This window comes from Xanthomonas sp. 10-10 (assembly GCF_040182365.1).
Classification (GTDB): domain Bacteria; phylum Pseudomonadota; class Gammaproteobacteria; order Xanthomonadales; family Xanthomonadaceae; genus Xanthomonas; species Xanthomonas arboricola_F.
On sequence record NZ_CP144460.1, the window covers coordinates 514308 to 533497 of the forward strand.

The 19190-nt window shown below is 65.0% G+C and carries 18 protein-coding genes; 7 read left to right on the top strand and 11 right to left on the bottom strand.

The annotated features are described in order from the left end of the window. Positions 1-171: 171 nt before the first annotated feature. The 3 genes from VZ068_RS02135 to VZ068_RS02145 all read right to left on the bottom strand — a co-directional run bounded on the left by VZ068_RS02135 (position 172) and on the right by VZ068_RS02145 (position 4290). The gene (locus tag VZ068_RS02135; RefSeq protein ID WP_349656755.1) at positions 172-2124 is read right to left on the bottom strand and encodes a choice-of-anchor X domain-containing protein; all 1953 of its coding nucleotides are present in this window, start codon (positions 2122-2124) and stop codon (positions 172-174) included. 276 nt (positions 2125-2400) lie between these two features. Further along, positions 2401-3276, bottom strand: coding sequence for a methylenetetrahydrofolate reductase (locus VZ068_RS02140; RefSeq protein ID WP_349656756.1), 876 nt, complete (start codon positions 3274-3276; stop codon positions 2401-2403). 99 nt (positions 3277-3375) lie between these two features. Further along, positions 3376-4290: a LysR family transcriptional regulator gene (locus VZ068_RS02145; protein ID WP_349656757.1), complete on the bottom strand. Its 915-nt coding sequence runs from the start codon at positions 4288-4290 to the stop codon at positions 3376-3378. A gap of 97 nt (positions 4291-4387) precedes the next feature. Between VZ068_RS02145 and msuE the strand changes: the two genes are divergently transcribed. The 3 genes from msuE (at position 4388) to VZ068_RS02160 (ending at position 7192) form a co-directional block, all read left to right on the top strand. Continuing rightward, on the top strand, positions 4388-4984 hold the full coding sequence (msuE, locus tag VZ068_RS02150) for an FMN reductase (protein WP_349656758.1): 597 nt from the start codon (positions 4388-4390) through the stop codon (positions 4982-4984). 164 nt (positions 4985-5148) lie between these two features. Next, complete coding sequence (locus VZ068_RS02155) at positions 5149-6132, top strand: DUF1852 domain-containing protein (protein WP_349657628.1); 984 nt, start codon at positions 5149-5151, stop codon at positions 6130-6132. Positions 6133-6160: 28 nt separating this feature from the next. After that, on the top strand, positions 6161-7192 hold the full coding sequence (locus VZ068_RS02160) for a methionine synthase (protein WP_349656759.1): 1032 nt from the start codon (positions 6161-6163) through the stop codon (positions 7190-7192). 232 nt (positions 7193-7424) lie between these two features. Here VZ068_RS02160 and VZ068_RS02165 read toward each other — a convergent pair whose 3' ends face one another. After that, entirely contained in the window at positions 7425-7847 is a 423-nt protein-coding gene (locus VZ068_RS02165) for a hypothetical protein (RefSeq protein ID WP_349656760.1), read from the bottom strand. Between the two features lie 36 nt (positions 7848-7883). Between VZ068_RS02165 and VZ068_RS02170 the strand changes: the two genes are divergently transcribed. Further along, the gene (locus VZ068_RS02170; RefSeq protein ID WP_349656761.1) at positions 7884-8621 is read left to right on the top strand and encodes an SDR family oxidoreductase; all 738 of its coding nucleotides are present in this window, start codon (positions 7884-7886) and stop codon (positions 8619-8621) included. 104 nt (positions 8622-8725) lie between these two features. Here VZ068_RS02170 and VZ068_RS02175 read toward each other — a convergent pair whose 3' ends face one another. Further along, the gene (locus tag VZ068_RS02175) at positions 8726-9424 is read right to left on the bottom strand and encodes a YafY family protein (protein WP_349656762.1); all 699 of its coding nucleotides are present in this window, start codon (positions 9422-9424) and stop codon (positions 8726-8728) included. A gap of 1 nt (position 9425) precedes the next feature. Next, positions 9426-10715: an NAD(P)-dependent alcohol dehydrogenase gene (locus VZ068_RS02180; protein ID WP_349656763.1), complete on the bottom strand. Its 1290-nt coding sequence runs from the start codon at positions 10713-10715 to the stop codon at positions 9426-9428. Positions 10716-10961: 246 nt separating this feature from the next. On the opposite strand from VZ068_RS02180, the gene VZ068_RS02185 reads away from it, so the two are divergent. The 3 genes from VZ068_RS02185 (at position 10962) to VZ068_RS02195 (ending at position 13631) form a co-directional block, all read left to right on the top strand. Next, the gene (locus VZ068_RS02185; RefSeq protein WP_349656764.1) at positions 10962-11555 is read left to right on the top strand and encodes a TetR/AcrR family transcriptional regulator; all 594 of its coding nucleotides are present in this window, start codon (positions 10962-10964) and stop codon (positions 11553-11555) included. 179 nt (positions 11556-11734) lie between these two features. Then, positions 11735-12574, top strand: a complete 840-nt coding sequence (locus tag VZ068_RS02190) for an oxidoreductase (RefSeq protein WP_349656765.1) — start codon at positions 11735-11737, stop codon at positions 12572-12574. 58 nt (positions 12575-12632) lie between these two features. Next, a complete protein-coding gene (locus tag VZ068_RS02195) occupies positions 12633-13631 on the top strand; it encodes an NADP-dependent oxidoreductase (protein ID WP_349656766.1) in 999 nt (332 codons plus the stop codon). Positions 13632-13953: 322 nt separating this feature from the next. On the opposite strand, the gene VZ068_RS02200 is transcribed toward VZ068_RS02195, so the two are convergent. The 5 genes from VZ068_RS02200 to VZ068_RS02220 form a co-directional block, all read right to left on the bottom strand. After that, the gene (locus VZ068_RS02200; RefSeq protein WP_259159352.1) at positions 13954-14361 is read right to left on the bottom strand and encodes a DUF4259 domain-containing protein; all 408 of its coding nucleotides are present in this window, start codon (positions 14359-14361) and stop codon (positions 13954-13956) included. A gap of 75 nt (positions 14362-14436) precedes the next feature. Beyond that, positions 14437-15069 carry a dihydrofolate reductase family protein gene (locus VZ068_RS02205; RefSeq protein WP_349656767.1) on the bottom strand — a complete coding sequence of 211 codons (633 nt, stop codon included), beginning with the start codon at positions 15067-15069 and terminating at the stop codon, positions 14437-14439. 201 nt (positions 15070-15270) lie between these two features. Continuing rightward, positions 15271-15666 carry a DUF1801 domain-containing protein gene (locus VZ068_RS02210; protein WP_259168450.1) on the bottom strand — a complete coding sequence of 132 codons (396 nt, stop codon included), beginning with the start codon at positions 15664-15666 and terminating at the stop codon, positions 15271-15273. 596 nt (positions 15667-16262) lie between these two features. Continuing rightward, positions 16263-17714 (bottom strand): OprO/OprP family phosphate-selective porin, encoded by a 1452-nt coding sequence (locus VZ068_RS02215; protein ID WP_349656768.1) that lies wholly within the window; start codon positions 17712-17714, stop codon positions 16263-16265. A gap of 504 nt (positions 17715-18218) precedes the next feature. After that, positions 18219-19106, bottom strand: coding sequence for an SDR family oxidoreductase (locus VZ068_RS02220; RefSeq protein WP_349656769.1), 888 nt, complete (start codon positions 19104-19106; stop codon positions 18219-18221). Positions 19107-19190: the final 84 nt, after the last annotated feature.

Here is a 19190-nt window from a genome sequence, read left to right on the forward strand (position 1 = left end):
GAAATCAAAAGGTGAGAGGTAGACACATCACGTATCGATCGCCGGGCAGGCCTGGGTTTCCGCGCGACGCAGCTGCGGGTGAGAACACGCGTTATCGTCAAGTCGTGTCGTAGTGCGGCGCGCCGGTAAGATGGCCGGCGCAGAGCCGGCCATTTCACCTCAAGCACGACATCACCGCGCCGCGTTGGCGTTCATCACTGCGTTGCGGTTTGCGTCCAGGTACTGCGCCGGGTCGCGCATGCCGGTGGTGTGGCATTGGCCGGTGGTGTGGCCGCGATTCACGCCGCCCGGCAGCTGCGCGTTGACCTGCTCCACGGTGCCGTCTTCCGGGTCGTTCAACACCAGGTCCGAGGCCGCGTTGCAATAGTCGTTGGTGTACCAGTTGGTCTTGGCGAACGAGGTGGTGTAGTAGTTGACCTTGGCGCGTGCGTCGGCGGGAATGCCGGCCAGCCAGGCCTTGGCGCCGTCGTAGGTCAGGTCGGTGTTGGTGCCGCAGCCCACCCCGAACCACGAGCCCACCGCAGCAAGCACGCCCGACAGATTGGTGCCCTGGTACGGCGTACCCACCGACTGCATCACGCGCCCGCCGCTGGCGTTATCCAGGCCGCTCCAGTAGTACGCATACAGATGCAGTGCGGCCATGCCGCCCTGGCTGTGCGCCACCGTGGAGAACGACGACCACTGGCTGGCGAACTGTGCGATGCGTTGCGCAAACTGATCGTTGCTGCGGTTTTGCTTGGCATCCAGGAATGTCGAGGCATTGGTGAACTGCGCCTGCGGCCATACGCCGTTGGAGCAATAGCCGTGCACCAGCACCAGTTGCGAGCCCGTTGCCTGCGGCTGTGCCATCGCGGTGGCCAGCGTCGACGGGCGCGGCCCCATGCGCATGCTTTCATCGATCGCCGCGCTGGACCGCGCAATGCTGGCACGTCGCAACGTGGGCACCTGCAGTGGCAGCGTGCCGGCCTGCACCAGTGGAATATAGTGATCCGGGTCTTCGATACGCAGCCCGCGCAGTGTGAACGGCGCACGCGCACCGGCACGCGCGATCCAGCGTTCGTCCAGGCTCAACGGCAACTGCCCCTGCTGCGGCGTCAGCATGCCGCCGATCCACGCCACTGGCACGTCCTTGCCCTTGGCATCGGTACCCCACACCTGCCCGAACACCCGATAGTGCGACGGTGCATTGCCGCGCGCCGCCACCGGCAGTGCCACCGTCAGCCGCGTACCCTCGCCAGCACGTGCGTTGAGCGCGTTGCCGAGCAATCGCAGCGAGGTATCCAGCACCGGTAACACGTGTTCGCTGGTGCGGACAAATGCCTGCCCGGCCTGGTCGTGCCCGCGCACGATCACCTGCGCGATCCAGGTCCCCTCACGCGTTGGCTGGAACTTGCCCCCATACACGCCGTCGCCGGCGGCACCATCGTTATGCGCACCATCGTCGGCCATCGGCAGAACGCGCACGCCGCCTTGCGGATCGATCACGCGCAGGCTGGCTTCATCGATCTGGCCGGCCTGGCCCGCAAGTAAGGTGGCTCCATGCGCGTCGTTGCCGCTGAGCATGGCGTTGAGCGTGAGCGACTTGCCCACCAACTGCTGGCGATCGCGCGGGTATGAGGCCAGCTGCGTGCGCGCATCGCCTTCCATCAGCACATAGCCACGCTGCGCCACTGGTGATGCCGAGTGCAGCGTTAGCGACCAATTGCCGTTCTGGGCGGTGTCCACGGCATAGCGCATGCCGCTGGCGCCGCTCTCGGCCGTGCCTAGCAGTGTGCGCTGTGCCTGCAGTTGCGGTGCAACGGCAGCGGCGCGCGCGCCGGCAACGCGTGGCGCGCTGATCGCCGCATCCCACGCCTGTTCGCCCGCCAGCACCATGAAGCGCAGGTGGCCGTTCTCCACCGGCAGCGTGCCTTGCCACCGCGCTGCAGTCCCTGCGGGCGTCAGTTCCACCGGCAGCAGCGCACTCTTGGACAGGATCGCCGACTCGGCCGGATCGGGCGCGCGCATCTGCGCGAACTCCTCCGGTGGGCCAGCCAGTTGTTTGGGCTGCAGCTCGGCTGCTGCGAGCGGCGTGGTCACGAGCGGCAGGGTGCACAGCAATGACAACAGCGACGGCTTCGGCATGGCGACATCTCTCCTTGAGCGTTGCAGAAGCGATGCCGCTGCGCAGTGCAGCGACACCGGATGCAGCGCCCCCTCGCCGCGATTCGCCGATGGTTATACCTCGCGCTTGTGACAGGTCTGCTGTGCGCTGCAGCACCTCACGCGCAGCAAACAAAAACGCCAGAAATAAATACTACGGACTGTGATCCAGGTCGTGCACATGGCGAGGCACTCGACGCATCGCTTGATAAAGCCGGAGGGTTGCGATCGATGTGCAGCGCTCAATTCGGCGCGGTGTCAGTCCGCCCTGACCTGCGCGGTGCTGGAGCGGTAGTGCTCCACCCAAGCGATAGTCTGCGCGATGCCGCCGAAGGGATAGAAGTGCAGGCTGACGTCTCCATGCGCTTCAGTCAGGCCTGTGGCCAGGCGATCCACAAAGCGATCCGGCCCGGCGGTCCCCAGCAACTTGCCGAGCGAGATGCCGTACTTGGACAGCATCGATGCACAGGCGCCGACACCGCAGCGTGCGGCATAGCGTGCGAGCACCGCCACGCCCGCGGGACCGGGAACGCCCACACGCACGCGATGTTCGATGCCACGCGCGCGCAGCGCCTGCAACCAAGCCAGCACGAGGTCGGCATCGAGGGCGAACTGGGTGACGATCAGCGGCGCCATGCCGCGCTCGGCGATGCTGCGACACTTGCGTTCCAGCACATCCCATTGGGCGGTCGCAGGCATGTCCGGATGTCCGTCCGGATGCCCCGCCACGGCGATGGTCCGGATGCCGCAGCGCTCGAAGATCCCGGTAGCGATCAGCGACAAGCTGTCCGCAAACGGCCCTCTCGGAGCGGGTGGATCGCCCGCAATCACCAGGCAACGCTCGACGCCGGCCTCATCGACGGCGCGACTGACGAAGGTGTGGAGCTCCTCGCGCGAGGCGATGCGGCGCGCGGACAGGTGTGGCATCGGCTGAAAGCCGAGTGTGTGCACCCTCCGTGCAGCGGCCAGTCGCGCGTCGTCGTCCTGGTTGGGCAGGTAGGGGATGGCAATGGTCGAGCCGCGCATGATCCGAGGCGCCGCTGCGGTCAGCCCGGCAATGTCGGTTGCGCCGACCTCCAGGGAATAGGCGTCGGTGATGGTGCTGGCCAGGCGGGGCGTATCCGGAGACATCAAAGGCTCTTGCCGTTCTGAGGTGATGATTGGGTGGCTGAGATATGTCCACTCCGATCGAGCTGGAAAAGCGCCAGCGCGCGCGCGTTGTGGTGATGTCCGTCAGTGGGCTTCGGGTGTCATGGCGGTGCCATTGGCAGGCTGGCGCGCCAGTTCGATGAAGGCACGCAGGTAGTCGATGGCGATATCCGCTTCGCGTGCGCCCAGGAAGATCTGCTTGGGGATGCCGCGCGCGCCCAGCCGCACCGGCACCACCTCCATCCTGGAAGCGTATTCCTCCACCAGCCAGCGCGGCATGGCGGCCACGCCGCGGCCGCTGGCCACCATCTGCATCATGATGTCGGTGGTTTCGATGGCCTTGTGGCGCCTGGGCGTGACACCGGCCGGCAACAGGAACTGGCTGTAGATGTCCAGGCGCTCAAGGTCCACCGGATAGCTGATGAGCACTTCGCGCGTCAGCTGCTGCGGCCTGACGTAGGCAGCCGACGCCAGCGCATGGCTCTTGGCCACCACCAGCACCTGCTCGTAGTCGAACACTGGTTCGAACCGCAGCCCTGGCTTGTACAGCGGGTCGGGCGTGACCAGCAGATCGATCTCGTAACCGAACAGCGCGCCGATGCCGCCGAACTGGAACTTCTGCTTCACGTCCACATCCACGTCCGGCCAGGTGGCCAGATAGGGCGCCACCAGCTTGAGCAGCCACTGGTAGCAGGGGTGGCACTCCATGCCGATACGCAGCGCGCCGCGTTCGCCCTGTGCGAACTGCCCCAGGCGCTCTTCGGCCAGGTCCAGTTGCGGCAGCACCCGGTTGGCCACCGCCAGCAGGTACTGGCCGGCCTGGGTCAGGCGCAGGCTGCGCCCCTCGCGCAGCCAGACGTCGGTGCCCAGCTGCTGCTCCAGCTTCTTCATGCTGTGGCTCAGCGCCGACTGGGTCAGGTTCAGTACGCCGGCGGCGGCGGTCAGCGAGCCTTGCTGCTCGACCTGCTGGACGATGGTGAGATGGATGCGCTCAAGCATTCAGATGATCCGAATTCATGGATTGTTGAAATAACACCATTTTACTTCATCGAATGCGAGCCCTAGCATCAGGACTCGTCGTTCTAGGCCGCCCCGCATGACTGTCAAAGTGCCACACCCGCTCCGCGTCGTCGCCGTCTCCGGCGGGCTGCAACGTCCCTCCAAAGCCGTCGCCCTGGCCGATCACCTGCTGGGCCTGATCGCCGAGGCAGTGCCGTGCGAGCAACAGCTGGTCGAACTGGGAGCGTTGGCACCGCAGTTTGCTGGTGCGGTGTGGCGCTCGCAGCTGCCGGCAACGGTGGAGCAGGCACTGTCGGCGGTGGAGCAGGCCGACGTTGTGGTGGTGACCACGCCGGTCTATCGCGGTTCCTTCACCGGGTTGTTCAAGCATTTCTTCGACTTCATCCATCAGGATGCCTTGATCGACACGCCCATCCTGTTGGCGGCAACCGGCGGCAGCGAGCGTCATGCGCTGGTGATCGATCACCAGCTGCGGCCACTTTTCAGTTTTTTCCAGGCGCGTACGTTGCCGCTGGGCATCTACGCCACCGACCGCGACTTCCTGGACTACCGCGTGCACAACGAGGCCCTGGCCGAGCGCGCCAGGCTGGCAGTGCAGCGCGCACTGCCGCTGATCGCATTGACGCGGCCGGCAGGCACCAGCGCCGCGGAAAAAAACGTGGCCGCAGCCTGAGGGCCAATCGGCCCAAGGCCGGCGGGCCGCAACGCCCTTTGCCGGCCACCGGATCAGCGGGCGATCGCCTGCCGATCCGGATTTCCGGGCTCCCTCCAGCAGGCATCGCCGCCTGTGCAGGCAAGCCCGCCCGTCTCATCTCGGAAACAAGGCGTCAGCTCGCAATGACTCAAGAATTCACCTTCGGCATCAAGAGCCTCCGCTTCGACGAGGACTATCGTCCCGCGGGCAATACGCGCAACACCACGAACTTCGCCAACCTCGCCAGGGGTGAGCGTCGCCAGGAAAACTTGCGCAACACGCTTGCGATGATCAACAACCGCTTCAACGACCTGGCGCATTGGGATAACCCCAGGCGCGACCGCTACGCTGTGGAACTGGACATCATCTCGGTGCAGATGACGGTTGCCGGGAGCGAACGGGGCGATGAGTTTCCGTTGATCGAGATCCTCAAGACCAACATCCTCGACAGAACGACCGGCGCGCGCATCGATGGCATCGCAGGAAACAACTTTTCCTCCTACGTCCGCGACTACGATTTCAGCGTGCTGCTGCCCGCCCACAACCAGGACAGGTCCGCATTCGGCATCCCGGACGATTTCGGCAGCCTGCATGGACAGTTGTTCAGGCATTTCGTGAACTCGGAGGCGTATAGCACGCGGTTCGCCAAGCCGCCGGTCATTTGCATCAGCGTCTCCAGCAGCAGGGTCTATCACCGAACGGGCAACCGGCACCCCGTGCTCGGCATCGAGTACCGGCAGGACGAATTTTCCCTGACCGATCGCTACTTCGAGAAGATGGGCCTGCAGGTGCGCTATTTCATGCCTCCCAACAGCGTCGCCCCGTTGGCTTTTTACTTCTTCGGCGACCTGCTCGGCGATTACAGCAATCTCGAGCTGATCGGCACCATCAGCACGATGGAAACCTTCCAGAAGATCTACCGGCCAGAAATCTACAACGCCAATTCCGCGGCAGGGGCCATCTATCAGCCGAGCCTGAAGCATCAGGATTACTCGTCCACCCAGATCGTCTATGACCGCGAAGAGCGCAGCCAGCTCGCTGTCACGCAGGGGAAATTTACCGAGGAGCACTTCATCAGGCCCTACGGAAACATCCTCAAGCAATGGGCTTCCAGCCACGCTTCCTAATCAACACGAACGCAAGACATCACTCATCATGAAAAAGCTGCTCCCCACCTCCACCGCCGGCAGCCTGCCCAAGCCGTCCTGGCTCGCACAGCCCGAGAAACTCTGGTCTCCCTGGAAGCTGCAGGACGAGGAACTGAGCGAAGGCAAGCAGGACGCATTGCGCCTGTCGCTGCAGGAACAGCAGCACGCCGGCATCGATATCGTCAGCGACGGCGAGCAGACCCGCCAGCATTTCGTCACCACCTTCATCGAACACCTCAGCGGCGTCGATTTCGAAAAGCGCGAGACCGTCAGGATCCGCAATCGCTATGACGCCAGCGTCCCCACCGTCGTTGGCGCGGTGAGCCGCCCCAGGCCGGTGTTCGTGGACGATGCCAGGTTCCTGCGCCAGCAGACCGCGCAGCCGATCAAATGGGCGCTGCCTGGCCCCATGACGATGATCGACACCCTGTTCGACGCGCACTACAAAAGCCGCGACAAGCTGGCATGGGAATTTGCGAAGATCCTCAATGAGGAAGCGAAGGAGCTGGAAGCGGCCGGCGTGGATATCATCCAGTTCGACGAGCCGGCCTTCAACGTCTTCTTCGACGAGGTCAACGACTGGGGGGTTGCCACCCTCGAACGCGCGGTGGAAGGGCTCAAGTGCGAGACCGCCGTCCATATCTGCTATGGCTACGGCATCAAGGCCAATACCGACTGGAAGCAGACCCTGGGCTCGGAATGGCGTCAGTACGAAGAGTCGTTCCCCAAGCTGCAGGCGTCCAGCATCGACATCATCTCGCTGGAGTGCCACAACTCGCACGTGCCGATCGATCTGATCGAACTGGTGCGCGGCAAGAAGGTGATGGTCGGGGCCATCGACGTGGCAAGCACCACGATCGAAACAGCGGAGGAAGTAGCCGATACGCTGCGCAAGGCGCTTCGCTTTGTCGATGCCGACAAGCTCTACCCGTCCACCAACTGCGGGATGGCGCCGCTTGCCCGGGACGTCGCAAGGGGCAAGCTCAAGGCCCTCAGTGCGGGCGCGGACATCATCCGGGCAGAACTGTCGGCGCGGTAACGCGCCATTGCTGGCGTCGATCGGCGGCCGGAGGAGTGGGGCGACGCGCGCTCCCTCCTGCCGCAGCAATCGGTGACCGACACCGGTGCTGCAACAACATCGAGCCCCCGCAGGCGGAGACTCGATGTCTTCCAGCGGGTTGCAGGACTCGGTGAGTGATCTGCAACAGCAACCGCAGCAGGTCGCCGTAGACCACCGGAGACGGCGCTGCCGAGACGTCGCTAAGCGTCGTCTACGAATACGCGACTCCGGCTTTCTCAGCCGTCCATCGGTGCCCTGGGACAGCGGTTTCCACTGCATCCAGGCACAGACGTGGGGCATCGGTGGCGAACCACCTGGTCATCTCCTGCGCGTGCACGCCGCTGCCGTCGGCCTGATGGCAGCGTGCCGTGGCGCCATCGCCGGCCAGCGGATCGCGCTCGGTGAGCGCAGCCGACACAGTGACGATGCTGAACCCCCGTTCGTCACCGCGCCCTGCCCGATTGCCCGCGTTGCATGGCTTGGCTACAGTTGCGCGGTCGAAAGAGTGCAGGCCGGATGGTAGCCCGGTCATCCATCCGATCAGGGTGGCCAGCTCTCCCGCGAGGGTATCCGCGACACCGAGACCGGCCTTGCCGGAACGAGGTGTGCCCGCTGATCTCTCACGACCCATCATCGGCGCGCCTCCACTGACCCTGGAAGGATATTGCGCATGAATTTCACCTCCAACACCCTCTTGATCACCGGCGGTGCCACCGGCATCGGCTTTGCGCTCGCACGCGCGCTGGTGGAGCAGGGCAACACCGTCATCATCTGTGGTCGCAGCGCCGCTGCGTTACGCCAGGCCAAGGACACGCTGCCGGCGCTGATCACCCAGGTCTGCGATATCGCCGACACGGCAAGTCGTCGTGAACTGGTGGACTGGTTGCGGGCACACCATCCGCACTGCAACGTGCTGATCAACAACGCCGGCGTGCAGCGGCATCGCGATTTCACCGGCACCGATGCTGTGGCCGATCTCGACCAGGAAATCGCCATCAACCTGACCGCGCCGATCCATCTGATTGCCGAGCTGCTGCCGTTGCTGCGGCAGCAACAACACGCGGCCATCATCAACATCACCTCGGGGCTGGCGTTCTCGCCGATGGCCGATGTGCCGGTCTACTGTGCCAGCAAGGCGGCGCTGCACTCCTTCACCCTGAGTCTGCGTCACCAGTTGAAGGACAGTACCGTCCGTGTGATCGAGATAGCGCCGCCCATCGTCGATACCGGTCTGGGTGGTGGTACGCGCAGTGCAGGCACCGCCACGCGCAACATGATGCCCGCTGAGCAGTTCGCCCAGGAGGCGATCGCCCAGCTTGAAGCCGGTCAGGACGAGGTGCTGATCGGGATCTCGGCCGACACCCGTCGCTTGGGTGAAGCCTTGTTCGAGCGGATGAATCACCGCTAGTTTGTTGGGCAACGTCGCTGGTGGTGGTTGCGTCGTGCAGAACGCCATCAGCGACGTCTTGGCTGCGATAGCGGTCGGCGGGCGGGGCGCTGACGTTGGAGCGCTCAGCAATCGCCCTGCTTGCAGGGATGGCTTTCGCTGGCCCGCCATCGTTTCACCAACTGGCGGCGATTGTGCTGATACTGCTCCTGCAGATACTCGATCCTGTCGATGGCCTCTGTGCGGAAGATGCGGAAATCGCCGCATGCTTCGCACCATGCGGCGATCTTCCACCGTGCGTCGACCAGGCCCAGCATGATCGGCCAGACCGTGCGCTCCGACACCACACCGGTCTTGCTCGTATAGCCGATGCGCAGTTTGCGTTGTGCATGCAGCGCCTTGCGGATCTTGCCAAGGTCGACAATGGATTCTGGCTGGGGTCCCCGGCTGATATACAGCGCACTGTCGTCCAGTGCCAGGCGCATCTCCTGCGAGATCACTCCGTCGAGTTTTGCCAGCGCATTGTGCACCGCGTGGGTCATCGCCGCGTCGCTCTGGCGGCTGACCCACTGCGCGCCGGTGACCAGCGCGCGGAGTTCTTCCTCGGTAAAGGCGAGGGGTGGGAGCACAAAGCCCGGTCGCAGGATGTATCCCACGCCTGCCTCTCCCTCGACATCGGCACCCATTGCCTGCAAGGTCGCGATATCGCGCCGGATCGTGCGCAGCGACACGCCAAGCTCTTGCGCAAGCGTGCTTCCGGACACGGTTGCCCGATGTCGCCGCAAGACTTGCAATAGATCCAACAGGCGTTGGCTACGCGACATGTCAGTCCATTCTGACCAGGCCCTTGCCCGGGCGCTTCTGGCCGGATTCAAGCGCGTTCATCAAGTCGATGGCCCCTTCCAGCGGAACGATCTCCCCGATCGGCAAACCGAAGGTTCCGGCATTCGCCGCGTTGGCGAGGTGGGCCAGGATGGCGGCGGAGGGCTTGCAGAACACCAGTTTGAAACGGCGGTCCACTACCGCGCGGACGAACTTTCCCAGGTCCGGTTCCAGATCCAGCAAGCTGCCGCGCTTGTCGCGCAGCAGCGCCAATCCCGTGGCTGCCTTCATGACGGCGGAAGTGTCGAAGATGACGTCGAAGCGCTCACGGATGTCGTCCGGTCGGGTCACCCTGTAATCGTAGACCTGTTTCAGGCCCAGCGATCCGGCCCGCTCCATCGATCCGGCGCTACAACTCCCGGATACCGTCGCTCCCAGCAGCTGCGCCAACTGCACAGCCGCTTCGCCCACTGCGCCGGCACAGCCGTTGACGAACACATGCTGGCCTTTCTTCAGCGCAGCCTTGTCGACCAGACCATTCCACGCGGTGACCCCGGGCGTGCCCAGACACGCGGCGCTTTCGTAGGAGACGCTGTCGGGTTTGCTGACCAGATTCTCTTCGGTGGTGATCACCGCCTCGGCCAGTGCGCCGCACTCCTTGAAACGCGCCAGGCCGAACACCGCATCGCCTGGCTTGAAGCGGGCGACGCCTTCGCCCACTGCGAGCACCATGCCAGAGAAATCCATGCCCATCGCACGCGGAAACTGCCGCCCGGTCACGATCTTCATGACGCCGTTGCGCATCTTCCAGTCGACCGGATTGATCGCGGCGTACTTCACCTTCACCGCGACCTGGCCCTTTGCAGGCGCAGCAAGCGCGACGTCGGCGAGCTGCATGACGTCCTGGCCGCCATATCGGTTGTATTGAAGACGCTTCATCGGCGCGGTGCTCCGATGGCAGAGGTGCGTGCGGATGTGACCTGGCAGGCGGGATCCACGCCTGGTCGGCCGACCGGGTTGCCGGAATGGGCGGCAGGCCCGGTGCGGCGACCAACGCCAGGCCAGCCAGCGCTGCAGGCCGCAGACGTGGCCGCATGCGATGGCACCAGGGTCGGCGCATGCGCATCGGGCGCTGGCGTGATCGCAGGGGCGTTGCTGCGGAAGCGAGTGATGATGGTCACCAGGACATTCCTCGGGTTGGGCGCCCAGTGTAGGAATCGGTGGTGACAGATTCTGGCACCATGCTTTCCTGCAGCGGCGATGCGCAACTGCGACAGCAGGCGGCGGCACCATGGGACCAACTGCATGTCCCGGCGGCCGCCATGCGCAAGCCCGGCCTCGCCATACGGTTGGCCGGCAAACCCGCGCCCGGCCAGACCATCGTTTCAGGGAAACGTACGGCTGCCAGTGCCTTGTGTGTGCCGCCCCGGCGCCGCTGGCTCCTGAAAGCCGGCGATGGCCTGAGCCCGCCTCCTACCGCTCGTCGGACAGCAGCTGGCGCAGCGTCCATCGCGGTCGATCTTATTTATGATGACCATCATGAAAAAGACCTCGCCACGTTCCCGGGCAGCGTCAGGCCGCAAGGCCGACAGCCATGCACGCATCGTCGAAGTCGCTGCGCGCGCGATCCGGCGCACCGGCTACGACGGCACCGGCGTGGCCGACATCATGAAAGAGGCCGGGCTGACCCACGGTGGCTTCTATGCGCACTTTGCATCGCGCGAGGCGCTGCTGGCCGAGGCTGCCGACCATGCCGGGGCGCAGACGGTGGCCACCTCCGCGCAGATCGCTGCCGCCGCGCCGCCGGAGCAGGCGGCGCAGGCGCTGATGCGGGCGTATCTCTCCGATGGGCACGTTGGCAACGTCGGATCCGGCTGTCCGATCGCCGCGCTGGGGTCGGAAATGCACCGGCAGGCACCGGCAGTGCGCCAGGCGGCAACCCGCCGCATCAAGGAGATGATCGATCTGGCCGCCCGCCAGTCGCCGGACTGGGGAACGCCGCAGGCGCATGCACGGGCACTGGTGACGGTTTGCGCCATGGCCGGCACCTTGATGCTGGCGCGTGCCGTCGACGACCCCGCTTTGTCGGCCGCGATGCGCAAGGCGGCACTCGAACACTTCGACGCAGCCTGAGCAGCGCGCCCGGGTTTGTCGTTGGTCAAAAAATATGATGTTCATAATATTTTAGATGTGCAGACAGCAGTCCGCCGCAGCCGCGGCTTCCACCTCCACCCGTGCGACGGCAGCGCCTCCATGGCTTGCTTCCGCACATCACCTGAGACCAGCCACCTATGAACCGCAAGATCGCGCTCGTGACCGGAGCCTCCTCCGGCATCGGAGAAGCCACCGCCGCCCACCTGGCCCAGGCCGGCTATACCGTCTATGGCACCAGCCGCCGCGGCGGCCCCTCCACGACGCCCGGGGTGCAGATGCTGGAGCTGGATGTCACCAGCGACGCGTCGGTGGCCGCCGCCATCGACATCCTGCTGCGCAAAGAAGGCCGCCTGGACCTGTTGGTCAACAATGCCGGCTTCAGCGTCGCGCCCGCCGCCGCGGAAGAAAGCTCCATCGCGCAGGCGCAGTCGGTGTTCGACACCAATTTCTTCGGCACCGTGCGCATGACCAATGCGGTGATCGGCCAGATGCGCAAGCAGGGCGGTGGACGCATCCTCAACATCGGGTCGGTGCTGGGGCTGGTGCCGATTCCGTACACGGCGCTGTATGTCGCCAGCAAGCATGCGGTCGAGGGCTATAGCGAATCGCTCGATCACGAACTGCGCGATTGGGGTATCCGGGTCTCGGTAATCGAGCCGGCGTATACCAGGACGCCGTTCGATGCCAATTCGCTGCAGCCGGATGCGCCGCTGGAGATCTACCGTGCCATGCGTACGCATCTGGCCGCGCACGTCGCTGAGGTGATGCGCAAGGCCGATGCGCCGAGCGTGGTGGCCGAGGTTGTGGTGAAGGCAGCACAGGATCCGCAACCGAAGGCGCGCTACACCGCCGGCAAGGTGGCCAGGCAGCTGAGCCTGCTACGTCGCCTGTTGCCCAACCGCATGCTCGGCAAGGCGCTGCGCAAGGAACTCAAGCTGGATCAGGTCGCGTCGCCGGCCCGCGCCAGCGGCCCGTCCGCTGCCGGAGCGCGCGCATGATGCGCAGGATCGATCGCACCGATGCCAAGATGGGCGCGCGCGCCTGTGGGGGACATGCATGAAAGCCGTCATCGTCGATCAATACAAAAAACATGGCCCGGTGCGGATCGGCGACATCCCGATGCCGCAGCTGCGCCCCAACGAGGTGTTGATCAAGGTCAGCGCAGCAAGCCTCAACCCGCTGGACGCCAAGGTGCGCGACGGCGAATTCAAGATGCTGCTGCCATTCAAGACGCCGTTCGTGCTGGGTAACGATGTGGCCGGCGTGGTGACGCAGGTCGGCACCGCGGTGCGCGACATCGCGGTCGGCGATGCGGTGTTCGCCAAGATCGAACCCGGCCGCATCGGTACCCTGGCCGAGTACGTGGCGATCGATGCGGCAGTGGTGGCACCCAAGCCGGCCAGCCTGAGCATGGAGCAGGCCGCATCGTTTCCGCTGGTCGGCCTGACCGCCTGGCAGGCACTGGTGGAAACCGCTGCGCTCAAGCCGGGGCAGAAGGTGCTGATCCATGCCGGCTCCGGCGGCGTGGGCACTATCGCGATCCAGCTGGCCAAGCATCTGGGAGCGTACGTGGCCGCCACCACCAGCACTGCCAATGTGGAGTTGGTCAAGTCGTTGGGTGCCGATCTGGTGATCGACTACACGCAGCAGGATTTCCAGGCGCTGGTGCGCGATTACGATGTGGTGCTGCATAGCCTGGATACGCCGACGCTGCTCAAGTCGCTGCAGCTGCTCAAGCCCGGCGGCAGCCTGATTTCGCTGTCCGGTCCGCCGACCCCCGCATTCGCGCAGCAGCTCGGCCTGGCGTTTCCGCTCCGGCTGGTGATGCGCCTGCTCAGCCGCAAGGTGCGTGCGCAGGCCAGACAGCGGCAGGTGTCCTACACGTTCCTGTTCATGCGCGGCGATGGTCCGCAGCTGCGGACGTTGGCAGCGTTGCTCGACAGCGGTGCATTGCGCCCGGTGATCGACACGGTGTATCCGTTCGCGCGCGCGCAAGAAGCGCTGGCGCATGTAGACACCGGCCGCGTCAAAGGCAAGGTCGTGGTGACGTTGTAGCAGCAGCGATTACACACCGCTGCAGCATCGGTGATAGCGATGCTGCCGTGGGTTGAAGCGACAACGGGGAGGGCAGGGTGCCCGCCCCGTTTGTGTCTGTGCCATCTACGGGGCTGGCTACCCAGATCTGTATCGATCCCGCAACGGGACGCAACCCGGCAGGGCGAAGGTAGCGCGGATGCATGGTGCTGCGTCCAAGCAATTGCTCGACCGACTTGCCGCGACGAAACCTCGCTGGAATATCACGCACGGGAAGATGTCGCATGCGGCTTCGCAGATCAATGAAGGCGCGCTGCTAGGCGGCCTCGGATCGCATGAATCGTCAGGCCTGCAGCCGGGATCGCAAACCACGCACGTCCGCTTGCCAGTCGTCGAAGTCATCGGTGTCCTCCCACAGCTCGCGCAACTCCGAGGTTGGACCAAGAATGCGATCAATCGCCTGCGCAGCGTCGCTGGCCAACCGGGCGTCAGCGAGCGGCTTCACTCTGTCGATCCATTCCACGACATCCGGCTCATCCAGCGCCTCGGCGGTAGGACGTCCCAAGGCTGCAGCGATCACCTCGATGGCCGCCAACGCAGTGGTTGCATCCGTTGCATCCACATCGCCGTCGGTTGCAAGGACTGCTGCAACTGCCTCGCGAACGAGCGACAAGTCGCCGGCCTCGGTGAGGTCGCAGACCCAATCTGCAGCAGTGTCGTTGTCAAAAGAACCGATGCCCCAGCACCCCATGAACGTTCTCCGGATCGAATTGGTGGCAAACAGACGCGTGTTGGCGTCCCGTCTGATGGATGAGAATGCCTCAGCTCACTGCCGCACATAGCGTAGGTGTGTAGCCGCAGGCCCGTCAAAGACCTTGTCGATACGAAATTGTGTCCCGGGCTCGCCAAGGTTTTCGAACAGGCGTCGTCCGCTGCCGAACAGGACCGGTGCCAACGCAATCTCCAGCTCGTCGACAACGCCCAGGGCCAGATACTGCTGGATCACAGCCGCGCCACCGGCAATCCGAACATCACGGCTGCCTGCCGATTCGCGAGCCAGTTCCAGCGCACGTTCCGGCCCGTCGTTGATGAAGTGGAAGATCGTTCCGCCGGGGCGCACCCAGGGCGCGCGCTTCTCGTGGGTCAGTACGTAGACCGGTGTGTGAAACGGGGCCTCCTCTGGCCAGGCAACCTCGCCCTGGTCGAACATTCGCTTGCCCATGATGTTGGCGCCGATGCGTGCGAAGGTGCTGCGGACCATGTCATTGACCGGGCCGGTCGTACCGCCCGATGCAAGCTTGAGGATGTTCTCGCGAAAGTACTGCGATGTGATCAGCCAACCCATCATCGCGCCCCATTTGGCTCCCCAGTTCTTGTGCTGGGGGTCGTCCATGGTCATTCCCTCCGGCGCCATGTAGCCATCAAGGCTAAGGCCGATACTGACGAATACCTTGCTCATGATTTCACCTCTCATATGCCTGTGTAGTGCCGACCGTGGGACGTCAGCCTGCGCGCGAGGCGATGCCGGCTTGAATGCGTGCTCAGCCCCGCGGTTGGCCGGGATGAACTGCGAACCTCGCACCCTGGCCAGGCGATCGTTGGCGCGTGTTGGCGCGCGGCCGTGCCGCACCGATTCGCACGCGTCCGCCCATGCGGCTGGTCAGGCGCGATTTGCATGCCGCTTGCGATCGGCGATCGCCAACTGCAGTAGCTCGATGACAGGCGCACTGTTGATCGTCGAGACATCTCGAACCTTGACATGGCGTAGTGTCTTGCCGGTCCCTTGCATGATGCCGTGCGGATCCGCAAGCGAGGTGCCATGGTAAAAACCCAGGTTGACATGGGCGTCGTGGACCGAGATGTAGGCGTAGTGCTCGGTCATCTTCCTGGGGCCAATGCCGAAGCTGATGATTTTGAGTTTTGGCCATGCAAGCTCGACAACGTCGCTGTGCAACGAAACGATCTTGCTGCGCAATGCCGCGCAAACCAGGCGCGGCTGCGGTTTTGCAATGGACAAGATGTCGTCGAGCGTTGCGAGTGTCGTGTTGGTCGCCATGATGCTGCCGTGGAGTCCGAGGCCCGAGCAAGGCCGCACCGCGAAGCGTATCGGCCTGACTGAAGAATCAAATGGCTGTGCGATAGACCGTTGGCACAGGATCGTTGCCGACCGCCACGAGCAGCGATGCATGCGAGCATGCCACACGCACCGGTGACGCGCTTCTGACCAGGGCGCGGCGGCGCCCAGACAATGGACACAGAAGCGCAGGGCGAGGGCGAGGCGGGAACGTCGTGAGGGATGAGAGGCGGTCGCGGTTGCTTTGACGAGCGGTGCGGCGGAGCCGGGTGCGAAAGCGCCGGAGTGGTGCCGAGGCGGCACGCCGACACACGCTGCCAGGCATCGCCGGCTGCGGCCCCGGGGCAGACGCCGGTCACCGTGTGCGCTCGTGCAGCGTTGTCTTGCTTGCAGCGGCAAGCGGCGGCGATCTACGCAATCTGCATGCAGAACGTGACTCCACCGCATCGACACCACAATGCGCAGCGCCGCAACGCCAACGCCCCGCAGAGAGCGGGGCGTTGGCAGTACCGGCACGGCAGCGTTGCAGCATGCCCAACGCTGACCTGGGGCGCGCGGCGCAGGCCGCGTGAGCTGCCTCAGTAGTTGACCTGCAACTGCAACCTCAGCAGATCGCCTTCCACCACCGGATACGGCGCAGTGGTGACATCGGTGCGCTTCATCTTCGAATACGCAAACACCAACTCCAGCGCATCCATCGGCTGCCATTCGACACCGGCTTCCACTTCGTCCAGCCGCATGCGCGGCGCATTGGTATCGAACTTGGAGCCGCCGCGGTAGGTCTGCCATTTCAGGTACGGCAGCAGGGTGCCGTAATTGAAGTCGTGCTTGAACATCGCCTGCACATAACCGCCGCTCAGCGAGCGGGTACGGATACGGCGCTGCGCCACATCCAGCTCCGGGCCGCGGCCCACCGTCCACTCGGCCTGCAGGCCGAACGGCTGCGGGTAGTAAATGACGTGCGCGGCCACGCGCTGGTCGGTATAGCCATTGGGGTCGGTGATGGCCGGGGTGAAACTGCGGCCACCAATGTTCACCGCCGCAGCGGTCGGCACGAAGCGCCCGCTGTACGCATCGGCGCCCACTTCCAGGTACTGGCCATTGGCGAACTTGAACGGGTAGGTGGCATGCACCACCGCATGCATGCCGTCGTTACGCTCGGCGCGGTTGGCGCCCTGACCGTTGTACACGCCCGCGCCCACTACGCCGTAATCTCCCGAGCCCTTCAGGCCGGATTTGACCAGGTCCTGGAAGCGGGCCTTGGCCACGGTGGGGCTGTAATAGAACACCGCACCGATATCGCGTTCGTCGCGCAGGCCGGAGTTGAGCGCGTCGGCACGATCCAGGGTGAGGCGGTTCTGGCTGGACTGCAGGTTCTCCCAGCCGTAAGGCATCTTCGACTGCCCCACGCGCACGCGGTACTCGCGCTTCTTGTCGAAGAAGATATCGGCGTACGCATCGCGCAGCTGCGCGAAGTTGGAGGTGGTGGAACCGGTAGGTGTGCTCGCAAAGTCCGGCTGGAAATACAGCGACACGTGCTCGTTGAGATCGCCGCTCAGCACCAGGCGCGCGCGGCGGATGCCCAGGCTCTGGTCGTTGCCGATAAAGCGGTCGCCGGGCGCGCGTAGATCCTGCGCGTCGCCGCCGATGCCCTGGTTGTAGCGGATCTGGGTGTAGCCACGCAGGCTCAGCTTGTCGTACCACTTCTTGCCGGCATCGGCGGCCTTGGCCGGTGCCGCGGCAGGCGCCGGTGCAGGGATGGCCTGCGCGATGCCGGTATCGGCAGGCACGGTTGCGCCAGGTGCCGGTGGCAGGGCCTGTGCCGGCGCGGCAGGCATCGCCGAGGCCGGCAGCTTGCCGTTTTCGTCCACCTGCACAAAGGTGCCCAGCTTGTCGCGCCCGGGCGCCGGCTCGGCGAAGATCTGCTTGGTCTTGCGGTCGACATACAACTCCAGCTCGGCAGCCAGCGTGCTGCCGCTGGCGGTCGCGCTGAGGGCGCACAGGACGGTGGCGAGATTGCGTTTTTTCATGGACACGGCTCGGCAAGGGAAACTGGGCGGCGGTGGCGTGGCCCTTCGGGGCGCCCTCGCAGGGGGCGCGTGCGGCCAGGCGCCGGGCACCGTCATGGCGCTCCGCACTGCTGCCGTAGCAGCGATGGGGTGCAGTTATATTTAGGTTTGATGTCAGTTTGGTGACATCCGGGCCGGCAACCGACCGACGACTGTGTCAACCGCGTGTCCGGTAGATGTCAGTCTGGCGACGCCCGCCATGTCGAGAAGAGGCGGCGACCCGCTACGGCGGGAGCCCAGGCTGGCTGTCTGCCTTGATGCCGGTGTGGCACGGCCGCCCAGCCGCCAGCGGGCGGCAACCGTAAAGCGACGCCATATCCGGCCGGCACACCCAGTCCCACCGAGTGCGTCATCCGCATCGCGCGGGCACTGGCCAAAAAAAAACGCCACACCCGCGGGCATGGCGTTGTATGTCTTCGCTGCCGGCCGTTCAACGCATCGCTGCGTCTAGCGGCCGGCCCTGGCTCACCCGGCCGGCTGTGCTGCCAGTGCTGCCGCCACGGCGTCACGCAATGGCGTGGTAGGGCGGCCGATCAAGCGGCTCAGCGTGTGGCTGTCGTCGAACAGGCTGCCGCCGCGCGAGGACGCCGAGCACTGCGCCAGCACCTGCGCAAACCCGGCAGGCACGCCCACCTGCACCAGCGCTGCGGCATAGTCGGCTTCGGGCAGGTCATGGTAAGCAACCGGCTTGCCTGCCTGCCGGGAGACTTCTGCTGCGTACTCGGCCATCGTGAAGGCGGTATCGCCGGCCAGCTCATAGACCTGCCCGGCCTGCGGTGCATCCGAGGCCAGCACCGCGGCCGCGGCCGCCGCGTAGTCGGCACGTGTGGCAGCGCTGATCTTGCCCTCGCCGGAGCTGCCCATCGCCCCGCCGTGCGCCACTTCGGCCGCGATCGAGCCGGTGTAGTTCTCGGTATACCAGCCGTTGCGCAGCAGCACATGCGGTACGCCGCTCTCGCGCAGCAGCGCCTCGGTGACCACATGCTCTGCGGCCAGCGACAGCGTGCTCGTATCGGCATGCAGGATGCTGGTGTAGGCCAGCAGCTCCACGCCGGCACGCTTGGCCGCGTCGATCACATTGCGATGCTGCTCCACGCGCGCGCCCACCGCGTTGGACGACACCAGCAACACCCGGCCGACGCCCGCAAACGCCAGGTCCAGGCTGTGCGGGGCGGCGTAGTCGGCCTGACGCACCGTGATGTCGCGTTTTGCGAACTCGGCAAGTGACGCAGTATCACGGGCCGTTGCTACGATGCGGCTGGCAGGCACATGGTTCAGCAGTGCGTCGACGACCAGCGCGCCCAGCTGCCCGCTGGCGCCGGTGACAAGAATCAGGGGGGAGGCATGTGCCATGTCGTGCTCCAATAGGTTTAGAGAAGAGGTTTGGTCTAGTATCTAGACCTTGTGGTCAGCGAGCCTATTGTCAGGACCGCCCGG

Coding starts and splice junctions, on each gene's coding strand:
- VZ068_RS02180 (WP_349656763.1), bottom strand. CDS start 10,715: ATGGTGCCGCCGCCTGCTGTCGCAGTTGCGCATCGCCGCTGCAGGAAA.
- VZ068_RS02185 (WP_349656764.1), top strand. CDS start 10,962: ATGAAAAAGACCTCGCCACGTTCCCGGGCAGCGTCAGGCCGCAAGGCC.
- VZ068_RS02205 (WP_349656767.1), bottom strand. CDS start 15,069: ATGAGCAAGGTATTCGTCAGTATCGGCCTTAGCCTTGATGGCTACATG.
- VZ068_RS02135 (WP_349656755.1), bottom strand. CDS start 2,124: ATGCCGAAGCCGTCGCTGTTGTCATTGCTGTGCACCCTGCCGCTCGTG.
- VZ068_RS02175 (WP_349656762.1), bottom strand. CDS start 9,424: ATGTCGCGTAGCCAACGCCTGTTGGATCTATTGCAAGTCTTGCGGCGA.
- VZ068_RS02195 (WP_349656766.1), top strand. CDS start 12,633: ATGAAAGCCGTCATCGTCGATCAATACAAAAAACATGGCCCGGTGCGG.
- VZ068_RS02170 (WP_349656761.1), top strand. CDS start 7,884: ATGAATTTCACCTCCAACACCCTCTTGATCACCGGCGGTGCCACCGGC.
- msuE (WP_349656758.1), top strand. CDS start 4,388: ATGACTGTCAAAGTGCCACACCCGCTCCGCGTCGTCGCCGTCTCCGGC.
- VZ068_RS02155 (WP_349657628.1), top strand. CDS start 5,149: ATGACTCAAGAATTCACCTTCGGCATCAAGAGCCTCCGCTTCGACGAG.
- VZ068_RS02165 (WP_349656760.1), bottom strand. CDS start 7,847: ATGATGGGTCGTGAGAGATCAGCGGGCACACCTCGTTCCGGCAAGGCC.
- VZ068_RS02160 (WP_349656759.1), top strand. CDS start 6,161: ATGAAAAAGCTGCTCCCCACCTCCACCGCCGGCAGCCTGCCCAAGCCG.
- VZ068_RS02200 (WP_259159352.1), bottom strand. CDS start 14,361: ATGGGGTGCTGGGGCATCGGTTCTTTTGACAACGACACTGCTGCAGAT.
- VZ068_RS02220 (WP_349656769.1), bottom strand. CDS start 19,106: ATGGCACATGCCTCCCCCCTGATTCTTGTCACCGGCGCCAGCGGGCAG.
- VZ068_RS02215 (WP_349656768.1), bottom strand. CDS start 17,714: ATGAAAAAACGCAATCTCGCCACCGTCCTGTGCGCCCTCAGCGCGACC.
- VZ068_RS02210 (WP_259168450.1), bottom strand. CDS start 15,666: ATGGCGACCAACACGACACTCGCAACGCTCGACGACATCTTGTCCATT.
- VZ068_RS02145 (WP_349656757.1), bottom strand. CDS start 4,290: ATGCTTGAGCGCATCCATCTCACCATCGTCCAGCAGGTCGAGCAGCAA.